Genomic DNA, 16,868 nt, shown 5'->3' with positions numbered 1-16,868 from the left:
CGAAATGTCATGCGCGAACGACCCGATTCGTAGCATCGAGGACCTGGGGGGAGGAGGATTCGCGTGGCTTCCTGGTGACGATGACGCCTCGCGTGCTGCACGCAGGAGATGGCTACACGTACCTCACCCGCACCGTCGCAAGCGGCGACGTGCACCGTGAGCGCGGCAGTTCCCTGAGCGACGTCTACGCGGTCACCGGTGACCCTCCCGGCGTGTGGGTCGGCAGTGGCTGTGCCGATCTCGGCATCTCCGGTGAGGTCACCGAGGAGCAGATGCTGGCGTTGTTCGGCGAAGGGCTGCGCCCGGACGCTGACGCGTTCATCGCCGACCGGATCGCCGAAGGCGCGTCGATCGATGGCGCGATCAAGGCAGCACGGTTGGGACGCCGGATGCCGGAGTACAAGAACGACGTCCCGCTGACCGGAGCTCTCCGCGCCGCGGTGGGGAGGTTCACGCAGGAGCATCAGCGGCGTCCGACCTTGGCCGAGCGGCACCGGATCAAGTTCGAGGTCGGCCGGCGACTGCTCGAGGAGAAGCTGGGCCACCCGGTCACCACCGAGCGAAAGATCCGCCAGTTCCTGCAGGACGAGCTGGGCCGGGCGCGGCAACCGGTGTCGGGCTTCGACCTCGTGTTCGCGCCGGTGAAGTCGGTGTCATTGTTGTGGGCGCTGGGTGGGCGGCGGATCCGGGAAGAGGTCGAGCGGGCGCACCGGGACGCGTGGCAGGCGGCGCTGGCCTACGCCGAGCAGGAGGCCGCGTACGCGCGGGTGGGGGCGGGCGGAGCCGCGCAGATCGAGACGTCGGGCTTCGTGGCGACGGCGTTCGACCATCGCGAGTCGCGGGCAGGCGACCCGCACCTGCACACCCACGTGGCGGTCGCGAACCGGGTGCTGGCCGCCGACGGGAAGTGGCGCACGCTCGACGGCCAGCAGTTGTTCAGGGTGGCCGTGTCGGCGTCGGAGATGTACAACGCGACGCTGGAGCAGTTGCTCACCGAACGACTGGGCGTGCAGTGGGCGCCGCGCGCGATGGGGCGGGGCAGGCAGCCTGTGCGGGAGGTCGCCGGCATGCCCCGCGAATGGATCGCCGGCTTCTCCCGGCGCCGCGCGCAGGTGGAGGCGGGCTACGACCGGCTGGTGGCCGAGTACGTCGCCGCGCACGGCCGAACACCGCCGCGGTCGGTGCAGATCCGGCTCGCGCAGCAGGCCCAGCTGGGGAACGACCGACCGGCGAAGGCGAAGCCGGAGCCGCTGGGTGAGGCGGTCACGAGGTGGCGCGTGGCTGCCGAGGAGATGACCCCGCAGCTGTCGGTTGAGGAGCGGGTCAGCGCGTGCGCCCCGGGCCCCGCTGCCGTCCCCCAGGAATCGTTGGTGGACCTCGCCGAGCTGGGTGCGGCCGTGATCGCATCGGTGTCGGACAAGCGCGCGACCTGGACGATCTACCACGTGCGAGCGGAGGCCTTGCGCAAGCTCGCCAAGGTGCCGTTCGAGTCGATGCGGGAGCGGCGCCGCGCCCTCGACACCGTCGTGGGTTATGCGATGCAACGGCATTCGGTGCAGCTGGATCTGTTCCCGCACCTGACCCCGGCGCTGCTGCAGCGAAGCGACGGCGAGCCGGTGTTCCATCGCCGAGGCTCGACCCGCTACACGAGTGAGGAGATCCTCGCGTGCGAGGACCGGCTGCTGGCAGCGGCCGGGATCAGGCGTGGGCCGGTGGTGGGTGACCGAGTCCGGCGCCGGGTGGTGCGCGAGTTCGAACGGTCGCGCAGGATCAGTCTCAATCCCGGGCAGCAGGCGCTGGTGGAGCATTTCGTCTCCAGCGGGACGGCGCTCGCGGTGGGGATCGGGCCGCCCGGTGCGGGCAAGTCCACGGTGATGCGCGTCGTGCGAGCCGCGTGGGAGACCACGGGGGGCCGGGTGATCGGGCTGGCGCCGTCGGCGGCCGCCGCGTCGGTGTTGCATGACGAGCTCAACGCCGGCGATCCGCACATGCCTGGCCGGCGTCCGGCGGCGCGTGCGGACACCCTGCACTTGTTGACGACCCGCTACGCCGAGGGCCTGGACGTCGATGTCCGTCTGGGCGACATGCTGCTCGTGGACGAGGCCGGGATGGCCGGGACGCGCACTCTGGACACGGTCCGCCGGATCGCTGAGGAACGCGGTGCGGTGCTGCGCCTGGTGGGCGATCATCGGCAACTGACCGCGGTGGAAGCTGGTGGCGCGCTGCGGCTGTTGTTCCACGATGCCGGTGGCGTCGAGCTGGACGAGGTGCGGCGGTTCGCCGATCCCGAGGAAGCCCGCGCGGTGCTGCGGTTCCGGGTCGGTGATCCGGCCGCGATCGGGTTCTACGAGACGCACGAGCGTCTGGTCGGCGGTACTCGCGCGGCCGTGCTCGACCAGCTCTACCGCGATTGGCAAGCCGACGTGGCGTCCGGCGCGACGAGCATCATGATGTCGGATTCGAGGGACGTCGCTCGTGAGTTGTCCGCTCGCGCGCAGGCCGACGGGCGGACCCGGGGCGAGGTGGCGGAGACCGGGGTGCGTCTGGTCGACGAGACCGTGGCCGGTGTGGGCGATCGGGTCGTCACCCGCGCGAACCGGCGCCGGTTCACGGTCAGCGGCGGGCGGGACTTCGTCAAGAACGGTGATCTGTGGACCGTGCGTGCCGTGCACGACGACCGCAGTCTGACTGTGCGGCATGTGCGCCACGGGGGCGAGGTCACGCTGCCGGCCGACTACGTCGCCGAGTACGTGGAGCTCGGGTATGCCGCGACGGTGCATCGCTCCCAAGGCCTGACGGTCGACGTCGCCCGCTCGTTCCTGAGCCTGTCGGCGGTGCGGGAGGCCGCGCTGGTCGCGCTGTCACGCGGCATCCACGGCAACTACGCCTACCTCGATGTGGAGGAGATACAGGAGGTCGACGAACCGGAGGTGCTGCCGGGCGAGTTGTTCTACCGGCATCGCGAGACGGAGCTGGCGGCGAAGGGGCTGGCACGCATCCTGCGCCGGGAAGGAGCAGAGCGCGCGGCCACCGAGGAGTTGCGCGACGCGCAGGAGGCCCCGTTCCGGCTCGACAATGCCATTCCGCGGTACGAGCACGCCCTGGTCGTCTGGCGGGGCGAGAACGCGGCCGCGGAAGCCGAAGAGTGGGTACGCGAGGCGATGCCCGACCACGCCGAGGACATCCTCGCGGACGAGGCGTGGCCGGCGCTGCAGAACGTCCTGCATGCGGCGCGCGCTGGCGGTGCTGACCCCACAGCGTTGCTACGGGAGACCGCGGAACAGCGCGAACTGAAGTCGGCCCAGTCGGTGGCGAAGGTGATGCACTACCGCGTCTGCGAGGCCATGCCTCCGGTCGATCTCGGTCCGGATCATCTGCCGCTGCTGCCGGGGTGGGTTCCGGCGCCGCCACCGCTGGACGACCCCCGGCATGACGTGGAACCGGATGCGCTGGAGCTGGCGGAGTGGCTGCACGAGCGCGCCGGCGACATCGCCGACCGGGTGTCCGAGCTCGGCGAGCGCGTCGCCGAGGACCGGCCGCGCTGGGCAGCCCGGTTGGGAGAGCCGCCGGACGATCCGGCGGACCGAGCCACGTGGATCGAGGTGGCCGGCCAGGTGGCCGCGTACCGCGAGCGGTGGGGCTTCGGCGACGAGGTCGACACCTTGGTGCCGCGTGACGACGGCGGGGCCCAGCGGCACGCTCATGAGTGGGTCACGATGTACGTTGACAGCCACGCCGATATTGCGGCGACCCGGATTGAGGACTCCGAGCGGGCTGGACGGGTTCGAGCCAAGCTGGAAGCGCTGACCACTCGTCTCGCGACCATTCGCCGCGGCGCGTCCTCCGTGGAACAAGACTTGGCACCCGAGCGCGACCCGCGAGGCGCCGAACCCGAGCCGTAGCGGTCGTTTCCGGCTGATTTGTCAGCTGGTTTTGCCGGGGCGAGGCTCGTTCCTATGCTCCGTCGCGGGAGGGGAGGATCCCGTGAGGACTACATCCGCTGTGTTCATCTGGCGCGGTGGTGGCGTGATCGCGATGCTGCTGCTCCTCGTTTCGGGCTGTTCGTCGCCCACTGCCCAGCCGGGCGTGAGCGTGACCCCGACTACGGCGTCCAGGGAAGCTGCGGATGTACCGGCAGCATCGCCGGCGGAGGCGGCCCGGCAGTGGATGATCCACTACCGGACCCGTCACTGGCGGGATACATCTGAGACCGAGTGGGTGGACCGCGTGCGTCCGTACGTCACGGACGCTCAGCACGCACGCGACGCTCAGCTGCGCGATGGAGCGACCGGGACGGACTGGTCGGCGTTCGTCGAGGAACGCTGCCACAGCGCGGTCACAGACGTTGCTGCGGTAGTGCCGCCGGAGGCTCCGGGAACGGCCGAAGTTGTCAACGTACTGGTTTCAGCGACTGTCCTAACAGGATGCGCCCGCAGCGGGGGTGCGAGGACCGAGCGCGCGGTCGCGACGCTCGTGGTGATCCACACCCCGGACGGAAGCTTCCGTGTGGACGAGCGGGTGTTCTGACGATGAGGGGGAGAGGATGACGCGAGGTGGTGTCGCACCCACGGCGGAAGTGCGCCAAGTCGACCTGATTCTGGTGTGGGACAGGTGGAGCGGCTGGGCGCACCTCGCGACGCATCAGCGGGGGAGTTCCGACCAACCGCGTTTCGCGGGGATCGTGCACCTGCCCACCGCCGACGCGGCCGCGGTCCGTGTGCGGCTCGCTCGGGCCGGCTTCGAGGTGCACAGCGAGTACAGCGTCGACGACCAGCTGCTCGAATTCCGGCTCGCAACGTCGGCGAGCAGCCCGGCCGCGGTGCCTGCTGCGGGGGCATGGAGCTGACATGCGCTACGACGACATCTACATCAGCGGAATAGGCACTTTCCTCGGTGAGCCGGAGCCGGTGCAGAGCGCGATCGCTCGCGGCGAGTACTCGGCAGCCGAAGCGAAACGATCGCAGCAGCGTGCGGCAGCGGTGGTCGACGAACCACCGGATGCCATGCCGGCCCCCTTCATGGCGGTCCACGCCGGCCGAGAGGCGCTCCGTCACACGGCGATGAGGCCGGACAGCGTCCTCTACGGTCACGTGCACCACCAGGGCTTCGAATTCTGGAACCCAGCCTGTTACCTGCGAGACCAGCTCGGACTCCCAGCCGGTCCCGGCATCGCGCTCACCGTCGGCGCCATGAGCAACAGCGCCGTCGCTGGCCTTGAGCTCGCCGCTGACCGGATCACCTCCGGCAAGGACGAGGCGGTGCTCGTGGCAGCGGCCGACCGCTTCGGCGGTGCACGTTTCCCCCGCTGGTCCGCTGATCGGGGCATCGTCTACGGCGACGGCGCGGCCGCGGTGGTGCTGAGCCGCCGCCCCAGGTTCGCCAAGCTCGAAGCGACGGCCTCCTGGACCGACGCGAGCTTGGAAGGACTGCACCGTGGGCACGAGCCCTTCGCCGCGAACCCAGCGGAACACGTCGATGTCGGGCTGCGCAAGCAGCAGTGGCTGTCCTCGACGTCCAGGTCCGCCGTGCACGCACGTAACTCAGCTGGTGTCAGCGACGTTGTGAAGCGGGCGCTGGCGGACGCGCAGCTCGATCTCGGGGACATCTCGTTCGTCTGCGGACCGCACTACGGCCGTCAACTGGCCCACGCCCAGATCCTGCAGCCGCTGGGCGTCACCGAGGACCGGTCGACCGTGCAACTCGGTCTCGACCTCGGACATCTCGGCGCTGCCGACCAGCTGGTGGCGTTCCACTACCTGACGGTCTCCGGCGCCGTCCTTCCCGGCGACCACGTGCTGCTCCTCGGCGCGGGTGTCGGCATGACCTGGACCGCGGCGATCGTCACCGTGACCCGCTGGTGATCCGCGCCGCCGACCTCGTGGACACTGGGAACGTCGCGCCTACCCTCCTGGCAGCTCACCGTCGAACCGCTTGACCACACGTGCTGCTCGAGGGGCCGCAGGCCACAGCACGACCCTATAGAGGTCGTCACCGTGCAGGCCGTCCGAGGAGATGGTGCGGAAGCCGCGGTAGTAGATCCGGGCGGCGTAGTCCCCGGCCGGCACTGTGGTGCGGGGGAGGTGGTCGCTGTAGTCCATGGAGGATGCAAGCAGCCGTCCGGTCGGCGCGGTCAGTCCGCCTTCGGTGATGTGGTCCCATTCGTCGAGCTCGTCGACGGGCTCATGCGCGAGGACTTCGAGGACGACGGGCACGGTGACCCGGCGTGCGGTGCCTACGCCGAGCACACCGTCCTCTGTGGCCACCAAGTCGTCGATCAGTGCGTCGGTGAATTCGTCGGAGAGGCCGGGCCGCAGGCTGTCGTCTTGAACCAGGAAGTAGTTGTAGTCGGCGAACACGTCGAGTTCGGCGTAGGCGAGGCGGTCGCCGGCCTGCGCGTTCGTGGGTTCGGGCATGAGGGTGATCTGCGCTCCGTCCGGTAGCTCGTGGATCCTGTGGGCGAAGGGGCCGCGGACGCGCATGCATTCGGCGTCCTTCACAGTGACGTTGTCGAAGTCGTAGCTGCCACCGAGGCTGAACAGCTGCCACGGGATGAGCCGCTGGTTGTGCTCCAGGGCGCCGTGCTCGTCCTGCCAGGCTGTCGCATAGCGGTGGGTGCCGTTCACGTCCGGGTCGTGCAGCAGCCAGGCAGCCCACTCATCGAGGGTTGTGCCGATGCTCGTGCGCTCGGCGGTTTCAGCGTCGAACACGACCACGCGCCGCCGGTCCTCGATGGCGAACTGGCGTCCGAAGAGGTCTTGGCCGAAGCAGAACAGGTCATCGGCGAGCCCGGCGTAGGTGTCCTTCCAGGTGTTCGGGGCGTTCCACCTGCCCAGCTCTGGCCCGAGTCCGCGACTTCCCGCGTGGAAGACCTGGACACCGGCGTTGAAGACGGTGAATCCGTTGACCTGCGACAGCAGGTCCGCCAGCTCAGCCAGCGGGCCGGTGCTCCAGCCCAGATCGAGCCGGATGGCGGGACCGAGTGGCGACCGCGCCGTGGCGAGGAGCGTGCTCACCGGCGAGGCGTCGCTGCTGTCGGCGGCCACGATCAGTTCACCACCATGATCACTTCTTCACCGTCGGCGAGGCCGGCGGTCTGCTGCTGAACGGAACGGCCGGCTCGGCGATTGTCGGAGTTGTGCAGGTACTTCACGCTTGATCCCGCTCCACCTTCCTCGAACATGGCCGGCGGGTACTCGTCGCGGTCGAGGCCCTGCTGGGTCTCGGGCACCTGCTTCATGGACTGTGCACGGCGATCGTCAGCCCCGGGACGGTCGATCGTCAACTCGACCGGTTGTGGGTCGCCGCCGACCACCTGATCTCCCCGCCAGGACATGCCGTGTGTGGCCTCGTACACGTGCTGCGCGGTCTCCGGGTTGCGCTTGGAGTCGATGATCACGTAGTTGAAGCCGTCGAACTCCGTGCGGTACTGCTCGGGCACCGTGACCGACATCGGCCCGAACGGCGACTTCTGCGGTGCCAGCGCCTGTGCCCGGTCCAGGATCCCGACAACCCGCCACGCCGTTTCGTCGACGCCCTGCCGGGCCCGGTTGAGCAGATCCTGCGCCTGGCGGCGTAGCGCTTCGCCGGGATCATCGGTGGGCGGGGTCTCCTGCTGCTGCGCGGCTTGGGTTGCCTGCTGCCCCTGGTTCCACAGGTTGATCGCCTCGGCAGCTTGGTCCTGCGCCCGGCTCAATTGCTGGCAGTACGCTTGGATGGCGGCCTCGGCGTCGAGAAACGCGTCGCCGCAGTTCTGCCACCGGGTCGGTTCGGCCTCGAACTTCTCACGAAACGCATCGGCTGCGGCACCTTTCCAGTGGCTGCTGTCCAGGCCCTTGAGGCCGTCGGCGACTTCGTTGAGCGCGTGGCCGTAACGGAGCAGGTGCACAGCGGACTTGCGGATCTCCAGCGGATCACCGGGGACGAGCGACTTCGGGTCGCTGCTCTGGCCCAGTTCAGCCACGGCTCACTGCGGCCCGTCGTTCTGCAGATCATCGAGGATGCCGCGCAGGTTCTCGCCCACGCCCTGGTCGTACTGCTCGTAGGCGTCAGCCGCCTGAACGAGCAGCTCCGACATGGTTCCGGCGTCTTCCATCAAGGCGGCCACACCGACCGCCCAGCGCTCGGTGAACGAGTCGTAGGAGTCGGCGAGGCCCGAGTGCCCGACGAACCGGCGATCGCAGTCGATCATGTGGATCTGAAGCTGGCTCAGCATCCCGAGCAGGTCCGCGATGTCCTGCCCAAGATCGCGTAGCGCATCCGGATCGACCTCGATGCCCACCGAGCGTTCCCCTCCCCAAGGTCCAGCCGGTGACACTTTAGGTCAGAGAATGGGCACGGACTGTGCACGTCGCTCACTTCACCCAATTGGTGCAACAGGTGCGTCTTCAGGAGCGGCAGGTCTTCGCTGACGGACGTGAAACAGGTCAAGCGCCGTCCCTAGCGCGCACGACGCGGTTCCGGCCGCCGGCCTTCGCTGACTTCTTCGCGCGGATGGCCGTGTCGACGAGCTCGTCGAGGCGGACGCCGTGTGCCGGGCTGGTGGCGACTCCGATGGAGATGGTGCAGGGGCGAGTGTCGCGGCCAATGCGGAGGTGTTCGGTGCTTCCTGGAAGCCGAACGAGGGTGTCGAGGCGCTCCACTGCGAGCCGGATGCGTTCAGCGACTTCAGTGCCCTGCTCGAGGTCCGTGCGGGGCAGAACCGCCACGAACTCCTCGCCGCCCCAGCGGCACAAGAGGTCTTCGACCCGGCTCTCGCGTTCCAGCGTTGCCGCAACGGCCTTGAGTATCTCGTCGCCACCGAGCTCGCCGAGGTCGTCGTTCCAGCTCTTGAAGTTGTCGAGGTCGGCGAACAGGACCGTCATGGGGCGATTGGCCGCGATGTCACGCTGGAGGACCTTCTGGGCGAGTGGCAGGAATCCCCGCCGGTTGAGTAGTCCCATCAGCGGATCGTGGATTGCGTCGTTCCCCAGGACCCGGTTCGTCTGGACCAGGCGCGTCATGTGGATGGCGATGGGGATGAAGGTCGGCATGATCAGCGGAGACACGGCCGTCGCGGTCGTGGTAGCCAGTCCGATGAGCACGGTGACCACGGTCATGCCCTGCGCGGCGATCAGACTGTCGGTGGTCCGCGGGGTGGCTGAGCACCTTGACAGCGCCTGCACGGCGAAGTAGGCGGCGCCAAGAGCGATCAGCAGAGCCACGAGGTGAAAGCGACCCAGCGTCGTCTCCGGCCACGCTGAGCCGTGGGTGAGCCAGTCGTGAAGCGGTGTCGTGGTCGCGACCACGTGTGCGGCGAGCACGGATGCGACTGTCGTCGAGGTCGCGAAGAGAAATCCGCGGGGGTGTGCGCCGTGCTCGCGCCAGCGAACCAATCGCAGGATGAGCAGCAAGCCGAGAGCCCAGACGAGGGGGAGCGCCGCGGCCGCGGTGATGAGCCAGATCGCGCTCTGGTCGACGGGCTGCTCGTTTCGGTCACCGGTGCGACGTTGGGCGCGTGACCGTGTGCAGCACGCGTGAGTAACGGCGCAGGCCGAGAGGATTGCGCCGGTGGCGACCGTCGACGAGCTGATGATGGGAACGTCGAGGAGCGCTTCTCGCACTGCCTCTGTTATGACGACGGCATGAGCGACGACAGCCAGTGCGGCGGTGACTCGAGCTCGAAACCAGGTCATGCAACGTCGTGCTGCCCCCGCGGCACGTCGAAGGGCGTGCACAACTTGCCCTCTGCTCGGCAGGTCCAGGTCGGTGGGCGTCGCTGCGACGCCTGCTGGAACGGTGCGCCGAACCAGGCAGGGCGGTCCGCTTTCCGCGATGAACTTGTGACTCCACTCCATTTGTCCCCCTCGGTGATGTGCGTGCGCCGGCTCGGCCTCCCAACCGAGCCGGCGCACGCGAGACGACGGTTACGTCGTCGCGTGGATGCCGATTCCTACCCCTGGTGTGAGGATCCCGGCGGGATCCAGGCGTGCCTTCGTGTTGAGGACGTCTTGCCAGTCCGGCCCGTAGTGCCGCTGCCACAGCTCGTTTGTCCGCTGCTGGCTACCGATCGGATAGAGCGTGCCGCCGGCCTCGCGCGCGGTATCGAGCCATTGCGCGTTACGGGTGAGCATTTGCTCGACCTCTTCCTGGCTCGGCATGGTCGATCCGCTGTTGAGGACGTCGAAAAGCCACACGAACTCGTCGGACCGCTGTCTGGGCACGCGGAGTCTTTCGCGCCGGAAGCGGTCGGCTCGGTGGGGGAACAGGAGGACGAATCCCTGTCCGTGGGGCTGCGACCAGTCGGCGGCAGTCATCGCTTTGATGGTGTTCTCGACGAAGGCCTCGGCCGACGAGTCGGGCAGGAAGACGTCGAACCACGGTTTGATCCGGTTTTCCCAGACCGGCCAGCCGTCGATCACGGCGGTGTCGAGGGTGACGTGGTCGAGGTAGGTCTTGGTCTCGTAGTGCTCGGGCTCGATCGGGGCGAGGAGGGTGTCGACGATGTTCCGGGGTGGGGTGGCGTCCACCTCGTAGTACGCGAGTTGCACCAAGAAGGTCGGCTGCGCGTCGTGTTCAGGTGGACGGACGGTGCAGTAGACCTCGTCGAGGACGTTCTGAGTCATGACGGTCCGCATCGCCCGGAACGCGTCCGCCGCGGTGGAGTAGGGCACCGACCAGGTGTGAACTCGTTGGGGGAGTGGGGCGAGGGCGAGTTCGGCCTGGGTGATGATGCCGACCTGTCCGAGGCCGGCGAGCGCGCCGGCGAACACGTCCCGGTTCTCGGCAGCTGAGGCCCAAAGGGTGTGGCCCTGCCCGGTGACGACCTGGATGCGCTCGACGGCGTCGACCTGCGCCCCGCACTGGTAGTTGGGGGAGATGCCGCCGACACTCAAGGTGCCTCCGACGGTGAGGTTCAGGTATCCGGTCAGGCCACCCCGGAAGCGGAAACCCTGCTCGGCAAGGGTGATCACCACGTCCGACCACAGGGCGCCGGCCTCGCAGACCACCCGGTTGCGGCGGACCGGCTCGATGCCGTCGAGCGTGCGCATGTCGATCGCCAGACCGTTCTCGCCGACCAAGCGCTGGCCGTAGGTGGTGTGACCGGCGCCTTGAGCTGCCACCGGGATGCGGTGCTCGCGGCAGAGCGCGACCATGCGCCCGACGTCCTGAACGCTCCCGGGCTTGAGCACGGCACCCGGCGTGCGGTGCACCATTCGTCCCATGTCGCGAGAGGCATCGGTGAACGCCGGGGGCACGTCGACGATGAGCTGGCCGTCGAGGGGTGGCACCTTCGTCACGCCCGCGTTGCTGGCGGTCGTCCAGGTCCGGGTGACGGGGTCCCAACCGAGTCCGGCTACCGATGTCACGGTCCCTCCAGAGATGAGTCTCGTTTCCGCTGGTCCCAGGCGGTTCTCACCCTGGCGGGGACGCGGCGGTCAGCACATCGGGGACGACCACAATGCTGCGCCGGGAACCCCGTACGGGGTCCCCGCAGGCTGGTGTACGGGGTCCGTACCTCCGTAGTCGTGCGTGATTGATCGCGGCATGTGTCGAGCTCGGGAGAGACTCCTGCAGCGCAGAGATGGAACTGGCACTGATGGCCGATCGCGCGGCGATCGAGGAAGCCTTCAAACAGCACCGCCAAGGCATGTCCCTCACCGACGCACTCAACGCCGGAATCATGGCCGTCGCACAGATGGGGATCGTCGTCGGCAGCAACCGCACGGGAGTGGTCCGCGGTGGTGTCCTCAAGGGGCCAGGTCCGCGTGGAGGAGAATCTTCGGCTGCGGCATACGGCCGGATGATGCACCAAAAATGGAACCCGGGCCCAGGGTGGGAAAAGGAATACAGACTCCCCAGTGGGCGACGCATCGACGCTATCAACTGGCAAACGCGGAGAGATTCTCGAGCTAAAGCCGAATAACCGTCGAGCTATCAGGCTTGGAGAGAGGCAAATGCAATCCTACGTCGACGAACTAAACCAGCTACAGCCCAACTTGCCACCGTTCACGGGTCGGGTGGTAACCTGCTAGCCATGGTGACAAAGAACCCATTACGATTGGCGATCGATCAGTTGATTCCTGAGACTGGATTAGTAAAAAAATCTGGGTCCTGGTATCTTCGTCAAGAGGAGACGATCGGCGTAATAAACTTGCAGAAGTCTCAATATGGCGACCAGTACTATGTGAATATTGCCGTTTGGCTGTTGCCTCTCGGTGATGTAGATTTTCCTGCTGAACACAAATGTCATATCCGTACTCGACTGACCCGTTTGCTGGCCGAGCGAGAGCAAGAGCAAGAGCTAGTTCAGGTCCTCGACCTGACGGTCGAACGGCCAGGCCGGGAGGAAGTCCTGAAGCAAGCAATCGAGGAAAACATTGTTCCTATATTCAAATCGTGCGCTACGCTTACTGGCTTCCGGCAGCCCCAGGGAAGATATTTTCTAGAATGTTCGCTTGTCGTAGGAGAGGCGCAGCAGTTGTTAGATGCGGTAGTTTGACGACTGCCAGTTCTGGTGAGCGTTTCAAGGAGCAGCCTGCAGGTCATCGTGAACGCCGCTGGAACCAGAACTGCGCGCCACGACACCTTGGCAACTCTGCGCGGGGATGCGATCGAGTCTCATCGCCTACACCTCGTTTGCGGCGTTTTCGCAATAGCCAAGGTCGCGGCAGTCTCGAGCTCAAGCACGACAATCCCAGGACTGGGGCTGTGAATTATGGCATCGACTATAAGATCGTTTTCAACCTGTCCAGGTGAGAGATGAAGGTTGTCTGCGCGCGAATTGTCAACCCCGTAACCCGATCGTCAAATGACACGAGCCCGTGGATACGCGTGGGCGAGGAATACCATGTGATCGGTTTGCGTTGCCCACCGGGGCGACCAATATCGGTCCAGATCATCGACGATGAAGGGGCGCCCAGTTTATGGGATTCGACGATGTTCACGACCGTTGACTCTCGAGTTCCGGCGAACTGGGTTGCCAGGATTGACGAACTTGGCGTTGTCGAAATTTGTCCCGCACGATGGCAGGTGCCTATGTTTTGGGACTCCTTCTACGACCGTAACCCTGAGGCTGTCCGGGTGTTCGAAGAGGAGTTGGCGGAAATAGTGAGGTGAGTGAGGACTTGTGGAAGTTTGCCAATCGAGGCCTTGCTATTCAGGGGCTAGGAGTAAGCGGCCACGAGGGCTCGGACATGGTGGCCTGTCGCAACTACGGCTACACCGGCGAAATCATCGGCGCCAACCCCAGACCTCGAGCCCGAGGAAGCACACAAGGCCGGATGGGATTCGGCCAAGATCGCCCAGCTCGGACCTGCAGCGCTTAAGTCAGCCAGAACGGTCCGCAGCCGAGTGTCGCTCAGCAGGCCCACGACCTCCTCGACATGATCGGGCTCATCCCAGGAAGGACAAGGCGGAGACGCGGCACTCTCGTGTGCAGCCGCGTTCCCGGTTCTCGGGTGGCTCGCCAACATCTTCAAAGGGATCCGCCACGCCGACGACGCGGCCAAGGCTGGACAGGACGTCGCCGAGGCGGCTGACGCGGGCAAGATCCCCTGGATGTCGTGAAGCGAGCACCCCAGGCTACCGTCAACGGCCGTGAATACGCAGTTGTGGGTCAGCGCCTCTATTCTCGTCACGCGTTGGCCGGATGCAACCCAGCAGTCTCGGAGCCCCGGCAGGGACGACGGGCGCAGGAAGGCGTATCTCGCCGCAGTTGATCGAGGATCCCATCAACACCGGGACAGTCACTTACCAGAATGTCGACGGAGTTCGAAGCGCGCTCTATACTTCTGGTTCAGTACAGGTAGTGACGGAAGACGATGGGAGAATAGTTGTGAAAATTAACCCGTTCAGTGGCTGATATGGCTCTCTATCCAGGAGTGGCTCGGGAGCTCCTCGAGCGATGCGACGAATATAGGAAGCGAATCCTCGCGCTGTGGGAATTCAAAACGAGCGTTTGGGGGGCAGCTCAGACGATCGTGGCGGCCGAGGAGAGAGCGCTCCATGAATTCCTAAAAAAGCCGAGGGGCGGGCTCGAAATCGTTGAATATACGACTGGAAATGCACAGGTATTCGATAAGACTATTCCAATAGTGGCGGAGCGCGAGAATCAACTCGAGGCCTATTTGAACGAACCATGACACGCGACCACTGTTCCAGCGTGTTCAGTTTTCACTGGCACTTGATTCGAGGGATTCCAAAATGAAGCTGGTGGCGTCGCTTGGGTGCGACAGACTTTCGCTTACGTCGGGCTGGCTGATCGGGGGGCCAGCGACGGCCGAGGCCGCCACCCGTCCTGACGCGGCCTGCGCCTTGATCGGGTATGCCAGCAAGGTCAGTTGCTCGCTCGCCACTGCCAGCTAGGCGTGGTCAGGCGCACCAGCGCGGGGCATCGCCCACGACGCCGAGGATTCCCCGCATCCGACGCCACGGCAGCACCCCGGGAGTCAAGCAGGACCGAGATAGACCGCCTTGTCGCCCCCGAAGTAGGGCTGAAAGGCGAGTTGCATCTCGCCAGGTGCCGCCCCGACGGCGTAGGCCGCTTCGTAGCTGAATGTCCTACCAGGCAGGATGGTCGCAGTTGACATACCGCCGCCGCCGCACGGGCCGTTGGAATCGTAGACCGGTTCTGCCCGCGTGCTGTCGAACTGGGCCTCAACGCCGATGCTTACCGAGCTGGCGTCCACCGGCTGGCTCGTACCGTTGATCACGGTAATCTTGAACTTCACCGCACGCTGGACCCCCTGCGGGTAGGCGTATTGCGTCGGTTTGCAGGAGACTGGTTTCGCGACCTCGACGGCGAGTCCACTTGGCCAGGTGTATCGCTCGCCCCAAGTTGGGGCCTTTGGAGGGGCCACAGTCGTGGTCGCCGTGGGTGTAGCACTCGTCGCTTCAGCCGAGCCGGGGCTGACCGTGCCCTGATTGACCGTCGGAGGCGATGCTTCACATCCGGCAGTAAGAAGGACCAGCACCGGGAGCAGCGCGACGGCGTTAATGCACCTCATCACGTCCGTCCTCTCGTCTCTCTCTGCACGGTCGGGAACAGAAGAGGCCTGTTACTCACCAGGCGAGTCCTCCACCGTTCTGCAGCCTTCTTGTGTTCTGGCCGACATGCCAGCGGGAAGCGGCGCGGTGGGGACTGCCTAGCCCACGCCCGTCGCCGACTTATTGAGCAAACGCCCAGCAACCGTGCTGCTCGCGTCGTCGATCTCCTCTGCACTATCTCCGGGAAGGAGGTCCGCGCGTCTGTCCACGACGACCAAGATCCGGCCGTCCAACTGCCCTATCGCGCACTGGCGAGCCCGAACTGGACAGCGTGCCTCCCACAGCTGGTGGACCCGGACGTCGCGATAGCGATCGTCAACGCCAGGAAAAGGTCGACGGCGCGGCTGGCTCTGGTGGTGGTATCGGCGACTCTCGCCCAGGTCGTGGTGACAAGTGGAGGGTACGAAGAGCTACTTCCCCGATCGTCGGGCGTTCGTCCGTGGTGCTGCGACTGGTTCAAGAGCGCCCTCCGCGCTGGCCGCCAGGCCGACCGTGGGAATGCCGGTGAACGGCGGGACGGGGCGGCAACGAGTGCCTCGATGGGAGAGTCCCAGCGGGTGCGGCGTCGAGGGCAGCGTCGTGGCCCCATACGGAGGAGGGGCCGAGCGCATGGCTGGGGCTGGCGCAGCCTCCGGGTTCCAACCAGCCCAGGAGCAGCCGCGGCAAATTCTGGCGCATCGACCTCCTCTCGCCGAACGTCCCCAACTTCCTTGGTGCGCTGGCCAGGTGTCAGGCCTCAAGCCCGAGCGCAAGCCGCAGCGAGCGATGGTCGGCCGGTCGGAGGAAGAACCCGGCGGCGCTCATCCCGCTGGCGTAGTCCACCTCCAGCGGTAAGTTCTTGGGGGTGGTCGGAAACCCGGTGTCGCTGCTTGCCAGCTCGGCCATGGCCCGGACGATGGATTTGGGGGGGCCGGACAGCCGGCGGCCCTCGTCGCGCCCGAGGAACTGCAGAACCATCTTCCGCGACACGTCCTCAATGCCGCGGGCGCGCGCAGCACCCTTGGCTTGCGGCCGCTCTCCAAGATGGTCAAGCATCCGGCGGAAGTGCTGCGGCCGCAATGAGCTCGACACGTGCTGATTGCGTTCCTGCAGCTCCCGCTGCGCCACCTCCAGCAGGCGCTCCAGCTCCTCAGTCGCCATCTCAACCGGGGGGGGGATCGCGACAGTCAGATTTTCGGACATCCGACACTCCCTCTCGGGTTCAGCGCGTCCTAGGTGAGGATCGTGGTTCGGATGGCTCCAGTCAGCCCGGCTCGCACGAGCCGTCGCCTGCCGCCTACATTTTGGGCGAGCTCGTGCGGGGCGAGTAACAACTCCTGCGCGCTCGACGAGTCGCACGCCTCGACCTGGGTGCGGTCGCGCACCCGACCGGCCGAGGATGGCGCAGTTCGCGCCGATGCGCCGAGCGTGAAACTCCAGCTTGTCAGGCACCGGGTCATGTGTCCTCGGGGGTGTACCAGTATGGCGGGTGCACGCGTGGCCAGCGTTCAGCAACCGGATACCGGCAGTAGTGGGTTAATTCTTCCGCGCGGGCGTTCAAGCCAGGCCGACCGTTTCTTTCCAACCGTACTGACGGTGTCTTTGCGAGATTTAGTCCGTTCGGCGGGTTCTCGAGATCGTTGTTGCGCTTAGTGTGATGGTCGTTTCGCTTGGTAGTTGCCGGTGTCGGCCTACTGTGTTGAGGGGACTCTCCATGCATCCGTCGCGTTCGCGGGGTTTGTTGTCGCGCGCTCTTGTCGTGCTGCTGGTTCTGGCGGTCGCGGTGGTGGGTCTGCCGGCGGGTAGCGGCGGCGGTGGAGGCGGTTTCGGTCGGGTGTGGCAGTGGCTGGGGGAGTTGTTGGCTC

General features: G+C 66.4%; 15 protein-coding genes. 8 read left to right on the top strand and 7 right to left on the bottom strand.

Annotated elements, in window-relative coordinates; all coding sequences use genetic code 11:
- The first annotated feature begins 80 nt into the window (after window positions 1-80).
- The 4 genes from mobF (at window position 81) to L2C96_RS15650 (ending at window position 5,861) form a co-directional block, all read left to right on the top strand.
- Window positions 81-3,902: a MobF family relaxase gene (gene mobF / locus L2C96_RS15665; RefSeq protein WP_237336683.1), complete on the top strand. Its 3,822-nt coding sequence runs from the start codon at window positions 81-83 to the stop codon at window positions 3,900-3,902.
- Window positions 3,903-4,026: 124 nt separating this feature from the next.
- Entirely contained in the window at window positions 4,027-4,527 is a 501-nt protein-coding gene (locus tag L2C96_RS15660; protein ID WP_237336682.1) for a hypothetical protein, read from the top strand.
- Between the two features lie 16 nt (window positions 4,528-4,543).
- Window positions 4,544-4,846, top strand: a complete 303-nt coding sequence (locus L2C96_RS15655; RefSeq protein WP_237336681.1) for a hypothetical protein — start codon at window positions 4,544-4,546, stop codon at window positions 4,844-4,846.
- Between the two features lies 1 nt (window position 4,847).
- The gene (locus L2C96_RS15650; protein ID WP_237336680.1) at window positions 4,848-5,861 is read left to right on the top strand and encodes a ketoacyl-ACP synthase III family protein; all 1,014 of its coding nucleotides are present in this window, start codon (window positions 4,848-4,850) and stop codon (window positions 5,859-5,861) included.
- Between the two features lie 39 nt (window positions 5,862-5,900).
- Here the strand turns inward: L2C96_RS15650 and L2C96_RS15645 are convergent, their stop codons facing one another.
- From L2C96_RS15645 to L2C96_RS15625, 5 genes are all read right to left on the bottom strand, one after another.
- Entirely contained in the window at window positions 5,901-7,043 is a 1,143-nt protein-coding gene (locus L2C96_RS15645; protein WP_237336679.1) for a hypothetical protein, read from the bottom strand.
- Window positions 7,044-7,045: 2 nt separating this feature from the next.
- A complete protein-coding gene (locus L2C96_RS44480; RefSeq protein WP_308191154.1) occupies window positions 7,046-7,960 on the bottom strand; it encodes a putative T7SS-secreted protein in 915 nt (304 codons plus the stop codon).
- 3 nt (window positions 7,961-7,963) lie between these two features.
- Window positions 7,964-8,278, bottom strand: coding sequence for a WXG100 family type VII secretion target (locus tag L2C96_RS15635; protein WP_237336678.1), 315 nt, complete (start codon window positions 8,276-8,278; stop codon window positions 7,964-7,966).
- A gap of 145 nt (window positions 8,279-8,423) precedes the next feature.
- Window positions 8,424-9,599, bottom strand: coding sequence for a GGDEF domain-containing protein (locus L2C96_RS45070; RefSeq protein ID WP_237336677.1), 1,176 nt, complete (start codon window positions 9,597-9,599; stop codon window positions 8,424-8,426).
- 303 nt (window positions 9,600-9,902) lie between these two features.
- A complete protein-coding gene (locus L2C96_RS15625) occupies window positions 9,903-11,345 on the bottom strand; it encodes an FAD-binding protein (protein WP_237336676.1) in 1,443 nt (480 codons plus the stop codon).
- A 215-nt stretch (window positions 11,346-11,560) separates the two neighbouring features.
- On the opposite strand from L2C96_RS15625, the gene L2C96_RS15620 reads away from it, so the two are divergent.
- The 4 genes from L2C96_RS15620 (at window position 11,561) to L2C96_RS15610 (ending at window position 14,120) form a co-directional block, all read left to right on the top strand.
- On the top strand, window positions 11,561-11,902 hold the full coding sequence (locus L2C96_RS15620; RefSeq protein ID WP_237336675.1) for a hypothetical protein: 342 nt from the start codon (window positions 11,561-11,563) through the stop codon (window positions 11,900-11,902).
- Complete coding sequence (locus tag L2C96_RS45320; RefSeq protein ID WP_372491222.1) at window positions 11,838-12,011, top strand: hypothetical protein; 174 nt, start codon at window positions 11,838-11,840, stop codon at window positions 12,009-12,011. The genes L2C96_RS15620 and L2C96_RS45320 overlap by 65 nt, the downstream gene beginning before the upstream one ends.
- A gap of 2 nt (window positions 12,012-12,013) precedes the next feature.
- Entirely contained in the window at window positions 12,014-12,478 is a 465-nt protein-coding gene (locus L2C96_RS15615; protein WP_237336674.1) for a DUF4304 domain-containing protein, read from the top strand.
- Window positions 12,479-13,841: 1,363 nt separating this feature from the next.
- A complete protein-coding gene (locus L2C96_RS15610) occupies window positions 13,842-14,120 on the top strand; it encodes a hypothetical protein (protein WP_237336673.1) in 279 nt (92 codons plus the stop codon).
- 306 nt (window positions 14,121-14,426) lie between these two features.
- Here L2C96_RS15610 and L2C96_RS15605 read toward each other — a convergent pair whose 3' ends face one another.
- Both L2C96_RS15605 and L2C96_RS15600 read right to left on the bottom strand, forming a co-directional pair.
- Window positions 14,427-14,708, bottom strand: coding sequence for a hypothetical protein (locus L2C96_RS15605; RefSeq protein WP_237336672.1), 282 nt, complete (start codon window positions 14,706-14,708; stop codon window positions 14,427-14,429).
- Between the two features lie 1,045 nt (window positions 14,709-15,753).
- The gene (locus L2C96_RS15600) at window positions 15,754-16,206 is read right to left on the bottom strand and encodes a hypothetical protein (RefSeq protein WP_237336671.1); all 453 of its coding nucleotides are present in this window, start codon (window positions 16,204-16,206) and stop codon (window positions 15,754-15,756) included.
- Window positions 16,207-16,868 lie beyond the last annotated feature (662 nt).

This window comes from Amycolatopsis tucumanensis (assembly GCF_021654135.1).
In the GTDB taxonomy this organism is placed as follows: Bacteria; Actinomycetota; Actinomycetes; order Mycobacteriales; family Pseudonocardiaceae; genus Amycolatopsis_E; species Amycolatopsis_E tucumanensis.
This window is presented reverse-complemented; position numbering and strand designations above follow the sequence as displayed.

What these genes read in the sequence shown, in the direction of transcription:
- L2C96_RS15615 (WP_237336674.1), top strand. Translation starts at nt 12,014, where the DNA reads ATGGTGACAAAGAACCCATTACGATTGGCGATCGATCAGTTGATTCCT.
- L2C96_RS15600 (WP_237336671.1), bottom strand. Translation starts at nt 16,206, where the DNA reads ATGTCCGAAAATCTGACTGTCGCGATCCCCCCCCCGGTTGAGATGGCG.
- L2C96_RS15620 (WP_237336675.1), top strand. Translation starts at nt 11,561, where the DNA reads ATGGAACTGGCACTGATGGCCGATCGCGCGGCGATCGAGGAAGCCTTC.
- L2C96_RS15650 (WP_237336680.1), top strand. Translation starts at nt 4,848, where the DNA reads ATGCGCTACGACGACATCTACATCAGCGGAATAGGCACTTTCCTCGGT.
- L2C96_RS15655 (WP_237336681.1), top strand. Translation starts at nt 4,544, where the DNA reads ATGACGCGAGGTGGTGTCGCACCCACGGCGGAAGTGCGCCAAGTCGAC.
- L2C96_RS15610 (WP_237336673.1), top strand. Translation starts at nt 13,842, where the DNA reads ATGGCTCTCTATCCAGGAGTGGCTCGGGAGCTCCTCGAGCGATGCGAC.
- mobF (WP_237336683.1), top strand. Translation starts at nt 81, where the DNA reads ATGACGCCTCGCGTGCTGCACGCAGGAGATGGCTACACGTACCTCACC.